Source organism: Chitinophaga sp. (genome assembly GCF_036569185.1).
Lineage (GTDB): Bacteria > Bacteroidota > Bacteroidia > Chitinophagales > Chitinophagaceae > Chitinophaga.
In genome coordinates this window covers 1-18,893 of record NZ_DATCRD010000141.1, presented here as the reverse complement: position 1 = coordinate 18,893, position 18,893 = coordinate 1, and the positions used below count along the sequence as shown (strand labels likewise).

Sequence of the window (18,893 nt, the reverse complement as noted above, 5' to 3'; positions counted from 1 at the left end):
TTTCTTTTTTTTGTTGTTAAACGGTTATTAGAATCCTACCTGCACAGTTACACCCATGTTACGAACAAATGGTACAGCGCCATATTCGGAGAATGCAGAAGTTTTGTTGTTACGTACTGCTTCCGGGTTAATATGATCCGGCAGGTTATTGAACAGGTAACCCAGGTTACGACCTACCAGTGATACACGGAGACTGTTGAGTTTCCAGCGTTGCACCATATCTGTTGGCAGAGAGTATCCCAGGGATACTTCGCGCAATGCCACATAAGAAGCGTCAAACACAGAAGCTTCACGGATACCAATACCCCAGTCGCCGATCATACCATAATATTGCATTGGCGTAACAGGAGATACATAACCTTTTTCGTAAGCCTGCTGGTACGTCATACCATCCAGTGTAATATTCTGACCATCTTTACTGATAACGGTTCCCGGAGCGAACACACCATCGGGGATCATACCATCGTTACGCTTTGTACCGGAAGCGTCTGTATAGGTGATACCACCGTGCTCTGTGTCACGACCGGCCATGGTGTTGGCTGTATTACCCCTGCCGGTACCATATTGGTGGGAAGCAGAGAAGAAGTCGCCGCCAATACGTGCCTGGATCAGCACTCCGAGTGACCAGTTCTTATAACTAAAGGAGTTTTGTAAACCCAGGTTGAAGTCGGGCAGGATATTACCTACAATTCTGCGGCCGCGAACAAATTTGTATGGGAAATCAGAACCGCCAAAAGTGATCAGGTTATTACCGTTGGCATCTTTGGTGTAACCATAGTCGGTGATCAGATCGCCATAAGCGCCGCCCACTTTAGCAATAGCCTGTACGCCCTGGTCTTCGTTCAGCTGCATCTGGTCTACGCCAGGTGTGAGGCTGACAATCTTATTCTTATTGCGGCTACCATTCAGACTTACATCCCAGGTAAAGTTCTTGCTTTGGATCGGCGTTCCGTTAATCATCACCTCAATACCTCTGTTGATCATGCTACCGGCATTGATATAACGGGATACTACCCCGCTTTCGATGGTAGTGGGCAGGTTGATGATCTGGTTGGTAATATTGGTACGGTACCAGGCAACGTCAAAGCCTAAACGGTTATTGAAGAAGCGGACATTCGCACCTAATTCCACACTCTTGGAGATAGATGGTTTCAGGTTCATGTTTGGCAGGATATCCTGGTTGAAGATATTTACCATTGGCAGATTTTCGCCGGTACCTGAACCTCTGAAATAATCAGAAGTGTAGTAGCCTGTGTTGATCTGGTATGGATCCAGGTCGCCACCTACCATAGCGTAGGAAGCGCGCAGTTTACCATAGCTCACCCATTCAGGCAGTGTATTTTTCAGTGTCTGGGTAAATTCCCAGGCAGCGCTTACAGAAGGATAGAAGTAAGAGTTGGTGGTATTTCCCGGGCTTCCCTTAGGATAAGTAAGCGCAGAAGACCAGTCGTTACGACCGGTTACATCCAGGAACAATTCGTTGTTATATGACAGGCTGGCTGCAAAGAACACGGAATTGATCTGTTTACGCAGCAACGGATCATTTTTAATCACTGCTGCGCCGGTGCTGTTACTGATATCATAGAGGAAAGGTATACGTAAACCACCACTGGTGTAGTTATTATATTGTTTACCAATACCGCTGTTCCAGGTTTCTGCACCCAGATTTAAGCTTCCGTCAAACTTCTTACCCAGCTTTGGAGTGATCATCGCCATACCGGTGAAAGTATATTGGGATTTGTTCACGCCTGCAATAGAGTAAAAACCATCGGAGCCTGTAAAGTTAGTACCTGTACCGGCTTCCTTACGTTCGTCGGTGCTTTGCTCGCTGCTAAAGTTAGCTTTACCTACAAATTTCAGCCAATCAGTAGCGGTGGCGGTGAGGGAGAAGTTACCGGTAATGAGTGATTCCTTGCGGGACCAGCTGTTATATGCCTGCTGGAAGAAGTAATCAGCGCCCGGGTTGGTGCTCAGGTTAGCACGGCCGCCCTGTGGCCCGGTGAAATTTGCCGGTTGGCTCCAGATGCTCGGATCGTAGTTACGTGGAAATACATATGCCCATTTACGACCAATGTTGTAGTTGGTGTAGTCGCCACCCTGACGATCAGGATTCAGTGTTTTACTGGTAGCATAAGTTACTCCCGCATCTGCACTCAGCACTTTGGAGATCTGGGAAGATCCGCGGAAAGCAAAGGTATTCCTTCCAAAGCTGTTGTTTGGAGATACGCTGTTATTGTCCAGGTGAGAGTAAGATAAACGGAAAGTTCCTTTATCATTACCGCCTTCCATGGCTACGTTGGTATTAAAATATTTACCGGTCTGGTACAGATCCTTCGCGTTATTGGGTTTGGGAGTGTAAGGAACCTGCATACCATTGGGCAGGGTTACCATGCTGCCGTCCATTTTTGAACCAAAGCTGTAACCGCCAACCGAATTATCGTACTTACCATCAAGGCCCTGACCATAAGCGTTTTGCAGGTCAATGGAGCCGCGATATACTTTTTCCATTTGCGCTGTCTGGCTAACGGTAACGCCTATTCCTTTTCTTGCAGTACCTTTTTTGGTAGTGATGAGGATGGCGCCGTTGATGGCGCGGGAGCCATACAAAGCTGTGGCGGCAGCACCTTTCAGTACAGTTACTGATTCGTAATCGTCAGGATTGAGATTCTTCAGTACGTTACCAAAGTTTACATCATTGGCACTCTCATCATTTTCAAAGATCACACCATCCAGGATAAAGATAGGCTGGTCTTTACCATTCAATGATTTAGCGCCACGCAGTACGATACGCGGAGCAGCAGCAGGACCGCCTGCAGCTGCGGAGATATCCAGACCGGCTACTTTACCCTGCAGGGCTGAAACGGGGTTGATGGAATTGGTTTTCGCCACATCCGCCCCTTTTAATTCTGTTACCGCATAACCGAGTTTACGCTGTTCGCGCTTCATACCCATGGCAGTAACCACTACTTCGTTCAGGTTCTTGTTGTCTTCTTTTAATACAATGTTCAGTGCAGACTGCCCGCTAACAGCTACTTCCTGGTTGATAAATCCTATGTAGGAAAAAACGAGGGTAGCACCATCTGCTACCTGGATTTTAAAATTTCCATCCGGGCCGGTTGTAGCTCCGTTGGAGGCGTTTTTCTCTTTTACGGTAACACCGGGTAAAGGCGTTCCTTTTGTGTCCTTAACGGTTCCCGTAACAGCTTTCTTATCCTGCGCCCAGGCAGTGATACAGCAGCATAAGAAAAGCAACGTGGTGAGAAGAAGTGATCTTCGCATAGCTTCCTTTTGGTTTAGTGAATTATAACAAGTGAATCAGACACATAAGCAAAAAGACACGGAAGTCCCGCTACCATAAACATACCTGCATTGCACAGGAGTTCTGATGGTAATCACGTGGTTTCCGTTCTGAAAAATAAATGGAATTACTCCATTGATATTAATTGTTATTTCGACATTATATCAGTAGTAAAACGTTTTAGCTACACTACATAAAAAAAACCTGTAGACCACTCTCACTCTTCATTTCACTACAAGTTTGGCTGATTTATCTGAATAACGGTTTCAAACTTAGGGATAATTATGAGAAGTGCAAAGAAGATTTAACAATTTTTTTATTTATCGTTAATGGCTCGTTAAGAAAGAGAAAATACTATTTCCTGCGCTTAAAATAACATTAGAGCATCGCCTTCGGCGATGCGGAATTTGTCTTGGTGCAGGATTACACTGATTATACTGATTTGTTTGATTTGATTATTTGTGATTTTTTTGAAAGAGAGGAAATGAAAAAAAGATCGTTGAGCAGGTTTAAAAAATTACCTGGAACAAAGATGTACTAAATAGTTTATTTGATTAAAAACAAACTCCGGCTATAAAGCTAATGCTGCATCCGGAACATCGACTGTAAGGTTTTTCTGTACTAAAACAGTAAGACACTCCCGGGTTACAGTATGGATACTGCTGGTTTCTGCCGTATTTCCCCCGTATCTAAGGTATATCCGGGCCGGTATTAAGCCGTATCTATTAAGTATGGCTTATCTACATCTGATCAATTTGTTTACGCTGCCACATCCTGCAGTATAAGCAGCAGTAACCCAAAAGATAAAGGGAGACATAAGCGAAATCTCAGCTCATATCTCCCTTTATAATATCTCAAAAAACAAAATCAAACAAATCAGTATAATCAGCCTAATCCTGAGTCAGACAAATTCCGCGTCGCCGAAGGCGACAGCGGTAAGCGATCATCTCCGCGACGAGTCCCTGATGATCAGCTCGGGCTCCAGCACCACCTGCTTTTGCGGAGAAGCAGGACTGCCGGCGCTGTGGTTCAGTTCTTTCATCAGTATGTCTACAAGACTTTTCCCAATAGCGGCAATGGGTTGCGACACACAGGTGATCGATGGGCTATGCAACCGGAAAAGATCGTGGTCATCGAAACCAACCAGCCCTATTTGTTTTCCTATCTCCCATCCCAGTGAGCGGATAGCTTCAATGCCGGCAATGCCCAGGTAGTTGGTAGCAAAAAAAACGGCATCCAGATCCTTCACCGATGTTAGGAATTTCCGCATTTCATTATTGAAACTCTCCCGGTCGAGATCGAACGGCAACCGCTTTACCAGCGATTTATTAAACGGTATCTTATGATCCCTGAGCGCTGCACTAAATCCATCCAGCCTTTCCTTCATCTGTGTCTGGTCAGATGCAATAGTAACGATGGCAATTTTTTTATAGCCTTGTTTGGCCAGGTGCGCTGTAGCCTCATATGCTCCCTGGTAGTTGTTGAGCACTACATAGTGACTGTTCAAATGAGGGAAATAACGGTCTACCAGCACCAATGGCTTGGCTGCGGATTGAAGCAGTTCAATTTCTTTATCGAGATTCTTTGTAGGCGTGATAATATACCCATCCACCTGCCGGTACTTTAATACTTCCAGCAGTCCCTTTGCTTTTTCGGTATTGTCTTCTGTACTGCCGTAAAGTACTTTATAGCCGTGCTTATCGGCCTCGTCTTCCACTACTTTTGCCAGTGTGGCAAAAAAGTTATTGGCAATATCTTCCACAATAAGGCCGATGGTTTTGGTTTTACCGGTACGCAATCCACGGGCGAGCTGATTGGGTTTATATTTCAGCCGCGTCGCAATTTTCTGGATTTTCTTACTTACCTGTTCACTGATCCTCTTCTCCTTTGCTTTGCCGTTGAGTACAAACGATACCGTTGTGGGAGATACTCCGGCTTGTTTTGCAATATCTTTAATAGAGATCCCTTTCATAGAAATAATGCTACATCGATTTAGCCGGACGTAATTTACAAAATGAAGTTGGAAATTACATTGTTGTAGTAATTATTCCAAGTAACCCCTGGTAAAAAGTATTCTTCATTGTCTTGTCTGATTTTTATCAGATAAAATGGTTATTTTGAGAAGAATGATATTTTTTTAACCAATTTTTAATAATTTGGCAACATTCATAGGACATTCTCAATACTACTCGCCTGCCTGCATAGGGTTCCCCTAAGCAGTAATAATAGCGATGGTAATAAAGTATAGGACAGTCATAGTAATATAGCAGCTTAAATTAATACATGAATGAAACCCATCCTTATCAAAGTGGGGGCTTTTGCCGATAACCAGATCACGATCATAGAAAGAAGTGATCCCTATTTCAATACACCTTTCCATTTCCACCCGGAATGCGAGCTGGTATATGTAACGGAAAGCCACGGGAAAAGAATTGTAGGGGATAGCATCGAGAGCTTTGAAGAAGGCGACATGGTGTTCCTGGGCCCGCATATACCGCATGTGTGGTATAACGAGGAAGAATATTATAAGGGAGATGAAAACCTGAAAGCCCGTTCAGTGGTCATCTACTTTCCCAAAGACATATTCGGGGAAAAGTTCTACGGGTTGCCGGAAACCAAAGCCCTCAGCGAATTATTCCACCGGGCGCAAAGGGGAATGAAGATCACCGGCGCCACCCATGAGCTGCTGAAACCGGAAATCCTGGCGCTGCCACGGAAAGAAGGGCTGGACCGGATCATATCCCTGCTCCACATCCTGAAAACACTGTCGGAAACGCGCGACTGCTACTACCTGGCCAGTACCGGTTATTCCCATGCCTACAACGTAAAAGATAACCATAAGATAGATGAAGTATTCAAGTATGTAATGAATAACTTCTCTAAAGAAATATCCCTGCAGGATGTGGCCAGCATCACCAACCTGTCCCCGCAATCCTTCTGCCGCTTCTTTAAAAACCGCACCAAGAAGTCGTTTGTACAGTTCCTGAACGAGGTACGCATCGGCCACGCCTGCAAACGGCTAACCGAAGAAGACTGGTCCATCGCCGAAATCGCCTACTCCTGCGGATTCAAGAACCTGTCTAACTTCAACCGGTTCTTCAAGGAAATAGTAGGGAAAACTCCCAAGGAATATAAAAATGAACTGCGCCTGAAAGAAGCATGATAAAAAATGTAATTATTTTATCATTTGGTTATTGAGTTATTTTAAAAAGTAAGGAGCCAAATGTCAGAATATCAAAATTTTCTTCTTACATTCATTTTAGTAATTATCAACCAAAACGCTTAATTACTACTGTAATTCATGTACAGCAGTTATTCCGATAACCAGTTAATTTCGCTGCTGAAAAGCGACGACACCGCTGCCTTTAATGCCATCTACGACCGCTACAGTAAACCATTGTATTTATTCATACACAGTAAACTGGACGCCACCGAGATCAGCAAAGATGTGCTGCAGGAGCTTTTTATTTCCCTCTGGGAAAAAAGACATTCACTGATCCTCCGGGAATCGCTGAAAGCATACCTGTACCAGGTAGCCCGCCATAAGATCATCGATATCTACCGGAAAAACGCTACCTACCGCAAATACCTGCAGCAACTCATCGAACATTTCGATGCGCAGCCACATTCCATCACGGAAACAGTAGACAACAAAGCGCGGACACAGGAACTGTTTGAGGCCATTAATCACCTGCCCGGCCGTATGAAAGAAATTTTCATGCTCAGCCGGTTTGAAAACCTCAGCGTAGAGCAGATTTCCACCCATCTCGGCCTTTCACAGCAAACCGTAAAAAACCAGATCACCAAAGCGTTAAAAATACTCAGGACCAGCTATGCCAGGACCGACCTGACCATACTTTTAGCATTTGCCTATTTATTTGCCTGACCCGGGTAAAAAATAATTAAATGTACATGGTACCTTTTCCACGTTAACACGACTTATGAACACTTAAAACGGCAACAGGTGGACACAGAACAGATCAAAATATTGCTGGAACGGTATAACCAGGGGGATTGCACACCTGAAGAGGCGGCTATTGTAGATCAGTGGTTTGAAAATATCAACCGGCATAAGTCCACCTACATAGCAGATAAAGAACTAGACCAGGAGCTTGACAGCATCCGTTTACAGCTGAATGAACATATCAGCCCTGCACCAAAAACACGGCATATCCGTACCCGTTACTGGTATGCTGCGGCTGCAGCGGTGGTATTGCTCGCAGCAGGGCTTTTCTGGTTTAATTCGCAGACATCCCCTGCCCGGCCTGCCGCTGGCAACTTCCAGCCACCGGTGATTGCCCTGCAATCCAACCGGGTGATCAGGAACGGGTTCGTGGAAATCACCACTCCCAAAGGCAACAGGGAAAGTATTACCCTGGAAGACGGCAGCTCACTGGAACTAAACGCAGGCAGCAAAGTGCGCTACCCTGAACATTTTGATGCCGGAAGCCGTACCATCTTCCTGGAAGAAGGAGAAGCCTTCTTTAATGTGGCCCCCGATCCGGCCAGGCAATTTGTGGTAAATACCGGCGAACTGGCCACCACCGCACTTGGTACCGCATTTAATATCCGGGCGTACGCCAGCGAGCACAAAGTAACGGTAGCCCTGGTAAGCGGTAAAGTAAAAGTAGACCAGCTGGATAAAAACAGCCGCCCCGCTTCCTCCCTCATCCTGCTGCCAAGCGAACAAATCAGCTACGACCGGATTTCACTTAACCTGGTAAAATCCGTTTTCAGCAAAACTGAAGAGGTAACCGGCTGGAAACAGGGCTACCTCGTATTCAGGGATGCTCCCTATAATGAAATAGTAACAGGGATAGAAAATCGCTATGGCATCACCGTTGTTAATAAAAGCGACAAAAAAGAATGGAACTATAATGGCGCTTTCAAAAATGAAAGCCTGAAAGATGTAATGGATATCATCTGCCTCGCCAAATCCCTTTCTTATACCATTAAAAACGATACCGTTTACCTGCAAAATAAAAACTAGTCCATATGAGGGTAAAGCCATGCCCCCTGATGTGGTTTGTATCCACGGGGTTGATGCTGACACTGCTGTTGGCGGGGAGCCTGAACACCACGACTAGTGCCATCACGCAAACGCCCGATCCACCCACAGCTATAGTTGTCACCATACAGGTGAAAGATAAAAACCTGGAAGATGTAATGACGGAAATTTCGGCGAAAACCGGGCTGAATTTTCACTACGATAAAGCTGATCTTAACCTGAAGAAGAAGATTACGTTAAACTGCACTAAAACACCCATCGATGAAGTGCTTACGTTATTATCAGTTCAGGCAGGATTAAAGTTTACCCGTATCAATAACAAAATTATAGTAGGAGCAGAAAGTGATACCGGCCCCTCACCTGCTGTAAACCTGCTGAATCATGTGTCCCTGGAAAGAGATATCAGTGGAACAGTACGCGACAACAAAGGCACGCCACTCCCGGGAGTCACCATCCAGATCAAACATTCCAATAAAGGAACCCAATCCAACGCCGATGCCGGTTTTTCACTGAAAGCCAGCACCGGCGATGTGCTTGTGTTCAGCTCCGTAGGCTTCATCACCCGGGAGGTGACCGTAGGCACTGATCCGGCTATCCATGTACGCCTGCAGGAAAATGTAAAAGCGCTCAGCGAGCTGGTGGTCACCGCGCTGGGCATCCAGAAAAAAAGCAGGGAGCTGCCTTATGCCACCCAGCAACTGGATGGCGACGATCTGCAGCTGGTGAAAGACGCCAACGTGATCAACAGCCTGAACGGGAAAACCGCCGGCGCCACCATCACCCGCAGCGCCTCCGGTATCGGCGGTTCTGTAAGAGTAGTGCTGCGCGGTAATAAATCCACCCGTGAAAATCAACCGCTGTATATTGTCGACGGCGTGCCTTATGCCAACTACACCCCTGCGCAGCCGGCGGATGTATGGGGGCAGTCGCACAACATCATCGGCGCCGGCGGCCGCGATGGAGGAGATGGTATTTCCAATATCAACCCCGATGATATAGAAAGCATCAGTATCCTGAAAGGCGCTTCCGCAGCCGCGCTTTATGGCAGCCAGGCGGCCAACGGCGTTATCCTCATCACCACCAAAAAAGGAAAACCCGGCCGGAGCAAAATTGATGTTTCTTCCGATTATACCCGGGAAATGCCCGCGTTGCTACCACCGTTACAATACCGCTATGCACAAACCGATACGCCCGGCGTAGATAAAGTAGGCACGCCGCAACCCGGATCCCTGGGAAGCTGGGGCCGTTCCATCAACGCGCCTGATCACGTAAAACATTTTTACAACACCGGCTCCACCTTCACCAATACCATCGCTTTCAGCGGCGGTACAGAAACCGCGCAGAGTTATTTTTCATACGCCAATACAACCAATAAAGGAATTCTTCCCACCAACAAATTTGACCGTCATACGGTAAACCTGCGCGAAACCCTGAAACTGCTGAACGATAAACTGGTGATGGACGCCAATGTATCCTTCACCGCGCAAAGCACTACCAACCGGCTTTCCCCGGGATTGTACTACAGCCCCATTTCCGGGCTTTATACCTTTCCCCGCGGACAGGATTTCGATTATTACAAAAACAACTTTGAATATTACGACCAGGGCCGCGACCTGTATATGCAGAACTGGTGGAATATCCGCAACGATAAAAAGTGGATCGGGCAGGACGACCAGCAAAACCCTATGTGGGCGCTGCACCGGGATCTGCGGCTGGACTCCCGGTACCGGGGCCTCGCTACGTTGTCGCTCACCTGGCAGCTGAACGACTGGCTGTCGCTGAAAGCACGCGGCAACTTCGATAAATCCCTCGATCAGTATGAACTGGAAGCCTACGCCGGTACACAGATCGTGCTCGCCGGCTCCAACGGGCGGTACACCCTGGAGCGGGAATTCAATACCCAGCTGTATGGGGATATGATGCTGAATGCCAGCCGTAAAATAAACAAGTGGCTGCACCTTGCCGGTAATATCGGGGCAAGTATTACAGATACCAAAGCGCATGAGCGCACTTTCAACGGCTCCAATCCCAATGCAGATCCTGGTCTTACCTATCCGAATAAATTTTCCGTATCAAATATCCTCAGCACCTCGCTGGATGCGCAACATAGCATAGACCGGAAACAACTGCAGGCATTATTCAGCAACATACAGGCAGGCATCAACAATTATCTTTTCCTGGATCTCACTGCGCGCAACGACTGGTCCAGTACATTTGCCTATACCTCTACCCTGCACAAAGGATACTTCTATTATTCCGCCGGCTTATCGGCCGTATGGAGCGAGATGTTTAAAATGCCGGCGCCCGTCGATTTCCTGCGATCACGCATTTCCTATGCCAAAGTAGGGAACGATATTGCCGCTTACTCCTCCCGGCCTGCGGCGTTTACCCTGCAAACCATTGCCGGCGTTACGCGCGTGGTACTGAACCAGCGTACCCTGTACCCGGGGCTCAGCCTGGAGCCGGAAGACAATCGTTCCTTTGAAATAGGGCTGGAAGCGCACCTGCTGAAAAACAGGATCACCGCCGACGTCACCTTCTACAAAAACAATAATTACAAACAATACATGGAAGTGCCGGCCCCACTTGGCAATAAGTACAACACTTACTATCTCAACATGGGCAATATACAGAACCAGGGTTGGGAAGCCACACTCACCTTAATGCCTATACGTAATAAAGCCGTTTCCTGGACCAGCACCATCAACTTTGCCGCGAATAAAAACAAGATCGTATCGCTTTCCAATTCAAGGATCATTGGCGCAGATACCAGCAGTATGTTTGTGCTCACTGATTTTGGCGTGAATATGTTTGGCTCGTTTATCATAGAAGGAGGATCATGGGGAGATATTTACTCCAATAAAGAACTGGTGCAGAACGATAAAGGCGCCTACATCATTGATGCAGCGGGTAAACTGCAAACACGCAATGCCTTTAAAAAAGTAGGCAATCCCAATCCTGATTTCACCATAGGATGGAACAACAGCATCGACTACAGGAACTTTAACCTGAGCTTCCTGGTAGACGGCCGTTTTGGCGGTAAAGTGATGAGCGTTACGCAGGCGGTGCTCGACTGGTACGGCGTAAGTGAAGTAAGCGCCAAAGCCCGTGATAAAGGCGGCGTGGATATCAATGCCGTAAACAGTAACGGAACGCCTTACAGCGGAAAAATTGATGCGCAAAGTTATTATACTACCATTGGCGGCAGGGCCGGTATTGGTGAAATGTATATGTACGATGCCACCAACATCCGCTTGCGGGAACTAAGCCTGAGCTACCGCATACCGCTGAAATGGAAATGGATCCGCAATATGCGGATGGGCATTGTAGGCAGGAACCTTTTCTTTTTTGAACTGCATGCGCCGTTCGATCCTGAAGTATCTATGGGTACCGGCAATGGCCTGCAGGGAGTAGATGTATTCGGGTTACCGCCTGTGCGTAGTATGGGTATTAACCTGAGATTAGGAATTTAAAATACTCACCAATGAAAAGCTGGAAAACAACCACATTATTCGCTGTGATGGCAATTATGCTGGCAAGTGGATGTACGAAGAACTTTGATGAGATCAACAAAAATCCTTTCGATTTTACAGAGGAGGAGCTGAAAGCCGATTACCGGCTGATGGGCGAACCTTTGTCGCAGGCGCAGCTGCACCTGCTCATCTATAACGATCCCCCCACTGCCCAGTTACAGCAGAACCTCAATGCGGATGTCTTTTCCGGCTACATGATGGCGCCTACTCCCTTTGAAGGTAATATCAACAATACCAACTACGGGCTGTTGTACTACTGGAATAATAAACCCTGGCAGGTGACCTACAGCAATGTGATGAAAACCTGCGACTTTGCGCAATCGAAAGCCAAAGGGCATTACGCCGATTTTTATGCATGGGCGCAGATCATCAAAGTGGAAGCCATGCATCGTATCAGTGATATTTACGGGCCTGTCATTTATACAAAGTATGGGATACTGAATGAAGAAATGGGCATTGATTATGATTCACAACAGGAAGCCTACTATGCTTTTTTTAAAGACCTGGGTGAAGCGATAGACACGCTCACCGGGTTTATCAACAGCGGTTTTCCACAGCGCTTTGCTGCTTTTGATCTTGTATACAAAGGTGATTATGCCCAATGGGTAAAGTTTGCCAACACGCTCCGTTTACGGCTGGCCATCCGTGTTTCGGGGATTGATCCGAAGAAAGCAAGAGAAGAAGGAGAAGCCGCATTGAACCATCCAATCGGGCTACTTACCGTGCCTGCAGATAATTTTGCAGTGAATATATCGCCGGTTACACATCCGCTGAATATCATGTGCTACACGTGGGCCGACCTCCGGATGAGCGCACCCATGGAATCCATATTAACCGGGTATAAAGATCCGCGGCTGGCGCATTATTTTGTTCCTACTGATGATGGCGTAAATATTTATCATGGTATACGCAATGGTATTAAGATCGCTGCCAAAGAAGAATACAGCGGTTTTTCACAGCTGGTGAAATTTGATAGCAAAATCCTGTTCATGACGGCGGCTGAAGCCTGGTTCCTGAAAGCAGAAGCAGCGCTGTACGGGTGGAAGGGCGCCGGAAATGCAGCTGCCAATTATGCCGCCGGTATCAGCACTTCTTTTAATCAATATGGCATCCCTAACGCCAACGTATATATGAATAACAATGTGGATAAACCTCATCCTTACATTGATCCGCAGAACAGTGATAACAACGTACCGGAAGGCGATCCCCATTTAAGCACCATCACCATTAAATGGGAAGAGAGTGCGCCCTTGCAGCGGAAACTGGAACGTATCATTACACAGAAGTGGATTGCCATGTTCCCCGAAGGACAGGAAGCATGGAGTGAATTCCGGCGCACCGGTTATCCAAAATTATTTCCCGTAGTGATCAATAACAGCGGCAATACTATTCCTACTGAAAAATTTATCCGGCGCCTGCCTATGCCCCAGATAGAACTTGTTACCAATCCAAAAGCAGTGGCCCGTGCTATAGCCACGTTAAGAGGATCGGACACCGGCGGCACACCGCTCTGGTGGGATCTCCGGTAACATCTCCCAAAAAATTAAAAATAATTTAAAACAGGATAGTACTAAACATAACTCCACACGACTCCTTTCCTGAAACGCCGCATTTGAGCGTTTCATGCGATGTAACCTGTAACAAACAGCCGTTATCAAAAACATATTTCATGTAAGGAAAAACACATAACAACACTGCTTTGCTCAACCCGGTTCAACACATTGCGATAAGCGATGAGGCTTTGCACGCCCCTATAAGCCGGCACTGCGTATAACGCGAAGAAAAACAATCGGTAAAGGATGGTACGCGCCATGCTAACGGGTATTTTATTTCCAGGATCATGCACGCAAAAAAAATGAACAATTTAATTCAACAATATAAATCCCATTTATTAACCAAATAAAAAGGCAAGTATGAAAAAAAACCTACGCCTTATGAAAGTGTGCGCTATGACCGGTCTGGCCCTCACTTCCATATTAGCAGACAGTGCATATGCGAAGGCAGCCGGCTATACAGGGTTGCCCGCATCTTCATTCCGTAGCACTTTCCAGGAAAAAGAAATCAGCGGTACCGTAAAAGATAGCAAAGGCAACCCGCTGCCCGGTGTTACGGTACAAATCAAAGGCGCCTCCAAAGGCACACAAACAAGTGCAGAAGGTAAATATCATATCAATGCTAAAACCGGTGATGTCCTCGTTTTCAGCTATGTTGGTTTTGCCGTTAAAGAAAGCAGCGTTGGCAGCAACGCTACGGTGAACGTTACATTGGAAGACAATGTAAAAGGGCTGAATGAACTGGTAGTTACCGCGCTCGGTATACAACGTAAAGCAAAAGACCTTACCTATTCTACCCAACAGGTAAAAGGAGAAGATCTTACCAATGTAAAAGAAACAAACGTTATCAATAGCTTATCCGGTAAAGTATCCGGTCTGCAGATCAACCGCAGCGCTTCCGGCGTAGGTGGTTCCGCCAGGGTGATACTACGCGGACAGAAATCCATCCGCGAAAACCAACCCCTGTATGTAGTAGATGGCGTACCTATTGCCAACTTCACCACCACACAACCTAACGATCTGTGGGGACAGGCGTCAGGCGCATCTTCCGGCGGCCGCGATGGTGGCGATATTTTAAGTACCATCAACCCGGATGATATTGAAAGCATCAACGTATTGAAAGGCGCTTCCGCATCTGCATTGTATGGCAGCCAGGCAGGCAATGGCGTTATCATCATCACCACGAAAAAAGGAAAAGCAGGCCAGGCTAAAGTGAACTTCTCCTCCAACTTCACGATCGACCGGCCCGCTTATCTCCCCGGATCACAGAACTCCTATCTTCAAACAGCTCCCGGCACCATCGACAGCTGGGGCAAAGCAGGCAGCAGCAAGGAAATTGTGAAAGATTTCTTTAAAACAGGTACCACCTGGATCAACTCCGTAAACGTAGCCGGTGGTACTGAAAAAGCGCAAACCTATTTCTCTTATTCCAATACCACCAACAAGGGAATAATGCCTACCGCAAAGTATGGGCAGCATACGCTCAACTTCAGGGAAACAGGCAGCTTCCTGAACGATAAACTGACTATTGATGCGAACGTGCAAATGACTACACAAAATGCACACAACCGCCCTACTTCAGGCTTGTATTATAACCCGCTCACCGGCTTATATATCTTCCCGAGAGGACTGGATTTTGAAAGTTATAAAAACAACTATGAATACTTCTCCACCATGCGTAACGTGAATATGCAGAACTGGTGGAATATCAATTATGATAAAGGCCAGGCGGGGGAAGACTTCCAGCAGAACCCCTACTGGATCCTGAACAGGAACGTTACCGAAAACAGGAAAGATAACCTCATCGCATCACTGAATCTGCGATATACCATCAACGATTGGTTAAATGTACAGGTACGTGGTAATGTAAACAAAGCCTGGGATAAGTACGAACTGAAAGCAAACGCGGGTACGCAAACAACCATTGCCGACGCCAACGGCCGTTACACATACGATTACCTTACCCGCACACAATACTACGGCGACCTGTTGATATCCGGTAACCGGAAATTGTCCGACAAACTCGGCTTTAATTTCACTGCCGGTACCAGCATCAATGACCTGAAACAGGACCGTACCTTTATAGATTCCAAAGACGGCGATCTTGCATTTGCCAATGTATTCCACATTGGTAACCTGAAACTGAGCCCTGCTGCGAAACTAACGCCCACCGGCTCCAGGAGGCAGATCCAGTCTGTGTTTGCAACAGCTGGTGTAAACCTGAGCGAAAAAGTATTCCTGGATCTGACCGCCCGTAACGACTGGTCGTCCACCCTGGCTTACACGCCTTCTATGAAAAAAGGCTATCTCTATTACTCCGCCGGTTTAAATACTATCCTCAGCGATGTATTCAGGATGCCTTCTTCCATCACCTATTCAAAGATCCGCGCTTCCTATGCGAAAGTGGGTAATGATGTGGACCAGTTTGTAACAAGGCCTACCAACCAGGTTATTTCAGGAACGCTGATATCCAATATTGCCGGTCCTTTTGGCGGTATTGCACTGAAACCGGAGATCACTACTTCCGTTGAAATTGGTACAGAGTGGAGATTCTTCGACAACCGCCTGAACCTGGATGTTACCTGGTATAACTCACACACCAAAAACCAGTACTTCGATTTCCCTGTTTCCGTGGGCTACCTGTATCCGAATGCTTACCTGAACGCCGGCGATGTGCAGAATACCGGTATTGAAGCCACACTGGGATACCAGGTGATCAAGCAAAAGAATGTTGGCTGGAACACCGGCTTCAACTTTACCCGTAACAGGAACAAGCTGATCAAACTGGCGCCGCAGTTAAACGGAGATTATACCATTACACCAAAAGGAGATAACGTGAACACCTATGCGTTAGTACTTCATGAAGGTAGCGCCTATGGCGACATTTACGGAAAGAAAGCCTTACGCGATGAAGCCGGTAAGCTGGTAATAGACGATGAAACCGGTAAGCCCAAAGCAAAAGACGGTAAACTGGAATACCTGGGCAACCCTACGCCCGATTTCCTGCTGGGCTGGAGCAACTCCATCAACTGGAAAAAATTCAATGTAAACATCCTCGTGGATGGCCGCTTTGGCGGTAAGGTAATGAGTATTACCCAGGCCATGATGGACCAGTACGGCGTATCAAAGGTAACTGCAGATGCACGTAATAACGGTGGAGTAGATATTCCCGCAGTTTATGCCAGCGGCAAGGCATATACCGGTAAGATACCTGCAGACCTGTATTACCAGGGAATAGGCGGTCGCGCCGGTATTACCGAATTCTATATGTACGATGCTACCAATATCCGTTTAAGGGAATTATCCATCACCTACAGTTTTGCATTGAAACCAGGATTCTTCAAAGACATGAAGCTTGGACTGGTAGGACGTAACCTGTTCTTCATCACTAAAAAAGCGCCTTACGATCCTGAACTGAGCATGAGCACCGGCAATGGTGTACAAGGTGTGGATGTATTTGGTTTACCATCTACCCGCAGCTTTGGTTTGAACCTGAAATGTGCATTTTAACCTGATTAAGAACAACAAAAACAAGAGCTATGAATTATAAAATATTCAAAATAGCTGGCCTGGCGATGGCAGCCACGCTATGCTTCAGCAGCTGTACCAAAAACTTTGAAGACATCAATAAAAATCCATACGGCTCCACCGATGATGAACTGGCTGCCGATTTTGCGCTGGTTCCCGCCCTGCTTCAACAGGCGCAACGCAGTATTTACCTGTATCAGCCGGCGCCTACCTTCCAGCTGCAGCAAAACCTGCTGAGTGATATTTACAGTGGTTATATGATGTCGCCCACACCATTTGGCGGCAACATCAACAACATCACCTACAGTTTCGTGGATGGCTGGATCAACACTACTTTCAGCACCGGCTATACCAACGTCATGAACCCCTGCTACAAAGTGGCCGGCTTCACAAAAGGGAAGGTTCCGGATAGCTATGCCATGTCGCTCATCATTAAGGTGGAAGCCATGCACCGTACCTCCGATATCTTCGGTCCCATCATCTACAGTAAATACAATACGCCCAACGCTGATGGCTCCATCGATTACGACAGCCAGAAGGATGTGTATTACACTTTTTTTGAAGAGCTGAAAACAGCGATCGATATTCTTACGCCGCTGGCAGATAAACCTTCTTCAGCGCTGTTTACAAAATCCGATCTTGTATACGGTGGTAACTATAAGCAATGGTTACAGTTTGCCAACACCCTGCGCTTAAGACTTGCCTTACGCATTGTAAATGTAGACCAGGCCAAAGCCAAGCTGGAAGGAGAAGCTGCCCTGGCCAATGCAGGCGGGTTACTGCAAACGTATAAAGACAACTTCACCGTAGATATCGGTACCACCACACATCCGCTGAACACCATCTGCGGCTCCTGGGGCGATATTCTAATGGGTGCGCCAATGGGCACTTATCTCGGTGGTTATAACGATCCGCGCCTGCCTTTATACTTCAAGAAAGCGGTAGACCCTGCGGTAAAAGACAGGTACATTGGTATACGCAACGGTATCAACATTGATGGTAAAGCGCGCTATGCAGATTATTCCAAACTGGTAGACCTGCCAGGTAAATTACAACTGGTAACAGCTGCCGAAGCCTGGTTCCTGAAAGCGGAAGCGGCTATCCGCGGATGGGCCGGTGCAGGTAATGCACAAACCAATTATGAAACCGGTATACAAACCTCCTTTAATCAATATGCACTGGGCAACGCCGGCACTTACTATAACGACGCTACTTCCCTGCCTGCTGAATACATTGATCCCAAGGCGATGACTGCCGGTCAGAATGATATTAAAAAAGGTTCCCAGTACCTGAGCACTATCACCATTAAATGGGAAGAAGGCGCCAATTTCGACAGGAAACTGGAACATATCATTACACAGAAATGGATTGCCAATTTCCCTGAAGGACAGGAAGCATGGAGTGAATTCCGCCGTACCGGCTATCCGAAACTGTTCCCGGTAGTGGTGAACAACAGCGGTGGAAAAGTAAGTACCACCGATTTTGTTCGCAGGGCGCCATTCCCGAGCAATGAGTATTCCACCAACGGCGCTGGTGTTGCCAAAGCTGTTACCACGCTGAGCGAGCCAAAAGATGTAGGTGGTACTCACCTGTGGTGGGATCCTAAAAAATAAACAGGAACATTCTTATTTTGAATCGCGTGCATAAAAAAGGCCGGTCCTGTTGAGGGCCGGCATTCTTTGCGGATGTTGTCTGACTCAGGATTTATATCCTGAGTCAGACAACATCCGCTCTTTTACTTTTGAAAAAACTGGTGGAAAAACAGCAGCTGGTACTTTACCGCATTGCCCCAGTAGTTCCAGTCGTGCTGCCCCGGACGCTCCGTATAGTCGTGATCAATACCTGCCAGCAACAATTTCTTATGAAGCTCCCGGTTTACATCAATAAAAAAATCTTTCACCCCGCAATCAATGATCAGCGATAAAGCGCCGGACTTCAATCCCTCCACCTGTTTAAGTACCGTATAGTCGTAC

The 18,893-nt window shown here is 46.8% G+C and carries 9 protein-coding genes and 1 pseudogene; 7 read left to right on the top strand and 3 right to left on the bottom strand.

Annotation, left to right across the window (positions count from 1 at the left end):
• Window positions 1-27: 27 nt before the first annotated feature.
• Window positions 28-3,279 carry a SusC/RagA family TonB-linked outer membrane protein gene (locus VIM72_RS09975; protein WP_332002688.1) on the bottom strand — a complete coding sequence of 1,084 codons (3,252 nt, stop codon included), beginning with the start codon at window positions 3,277-3,279 and terminating at the stop codon, window positions 28-30.
• Window positions 3,280-4,241: 962 nt separating this feature from the next.
• Window positions 4,242-5,270 (bottom strand): LacI family DNA-binding transcriptional regulator, encoded by a 1,029-nt coding sequence (locus tag VIM72_RS09970; RefSeq protein ID WP_332002687.1) that lies wholly within the window; start codon window positions 5,268-5,270, stop codon window positions 4,242-4,244.
• A 315-nt stretch (window positions 5,271-5,585) separates the two neighbouring features.
• Between VIM72_RS09970 and VIM72_RS09965 the strand changes: the two genes are divergently transcribed.
• The 7 genes from VIM72_RS09965 to VIM72_RS09935 all read left to right on the top strand — a co-directional run bounded on the left by VIM72_RS09965 (window position 5,586) and on the right by VIM72_RS09935 (window position 18,533).
• Window positions 5,586-6,461 (top strand): AraC family transcriptional regulator, encoded by an 876-nt coding sequence (locus VIM72_RS09965; RefSeq protein ID WP_079470510.1) that lies wholly within the window; start codon window positions 5,586-5,588, stop codon window positions 6,459-6,461.
• 138 nt (window positions 6,462-6,599) lie between these two features.
• Entirely contained in the window at window positions 6,600-7,184 is a 585-nt protein-coding gene (locus tag VIM72_RS09960) for an RNA polymerase sigma-70 factor (RefSeq protein WP_332002686.1), read from the top strand.
• 78 nt (window positions 7,185-7,262) lie between these two features.
• Window positions 7,263-8,288, top strand: a complete 1,026-nt coding sequence (locus VIM72_RS09955) for a FecR family protein (RefSeq protein ID WP_332002685.1) — start codon at window positions 7,263-7,265, stop codon at window positions 8,286-8,288.
• A 5-nt stretch (window positions 8,289-8,293) separates the two neighbouring features.
• Window positions 8,294-11,779 (top strand): SusC/RagA family TonB-linked outer membrane protein, encoded by a 3,486-nt coding sequence (locus tag VIM72_RS09950; protein ID WP_332002684.1) that lies wholly within the window; start codon window positions 8,294-8,296, stop codon window positions 11,777-11,779.
• Between the two features lie 11 nt (window positions 11,780-11,790).
• Window positions 11,791-13,368: a SusD/RagB family nutrient-binding outer membrane lipoprotein gene (locus tag VIM72_RS09945; protein ID WP_332002683.1), complete on the top strand. Its 1,578-nt coding sequence runs from the start codon at window positions 11,791-11,793 to the stop codon at window positions 13,366-13,368.
• Between the two features lie 384 nt (window positions 13,369-13,752).
• Window positions 13,753-16,902 carry a SusC/RagA family TonB-linked outer membrane protein gene (locus VIM72_RS09940; RefSeq protein WP_332002682.1) on the top strand — a complete coding sequence of 1,050 codons (3,150 nt, stop codon included), beginning with the start codon at window positions 13,753-13,755 and terminating at the stop codon, window positions 16,900-16,902.
• Window positions 16,903-16,931: 29 nt separating this feature from the next.
• Complete coding sequence (locus VIM72_RS09935) at window positions 16,932-18,533, top strand: SusD/RagB family nutrient-binding outer membrane lipoprotein (protein ID WP_332002681.1); 1,602 nt, start codon at window positions 16,932-16,934, stop codon at window positions 18,531-18,533.
• Window positions 18,534-18,655: 122 nt separating this feature from the next.
• On the opposite strand, the pseudogene VIM72_RS09930 reads toward VIM72_RS09935, so the two are convergent.
• A pseudogene (locus VIM72_RS09930) lies at window positions 18,656-18,893 on the bottom strand (esterase family protein); the annotation flags it as partial.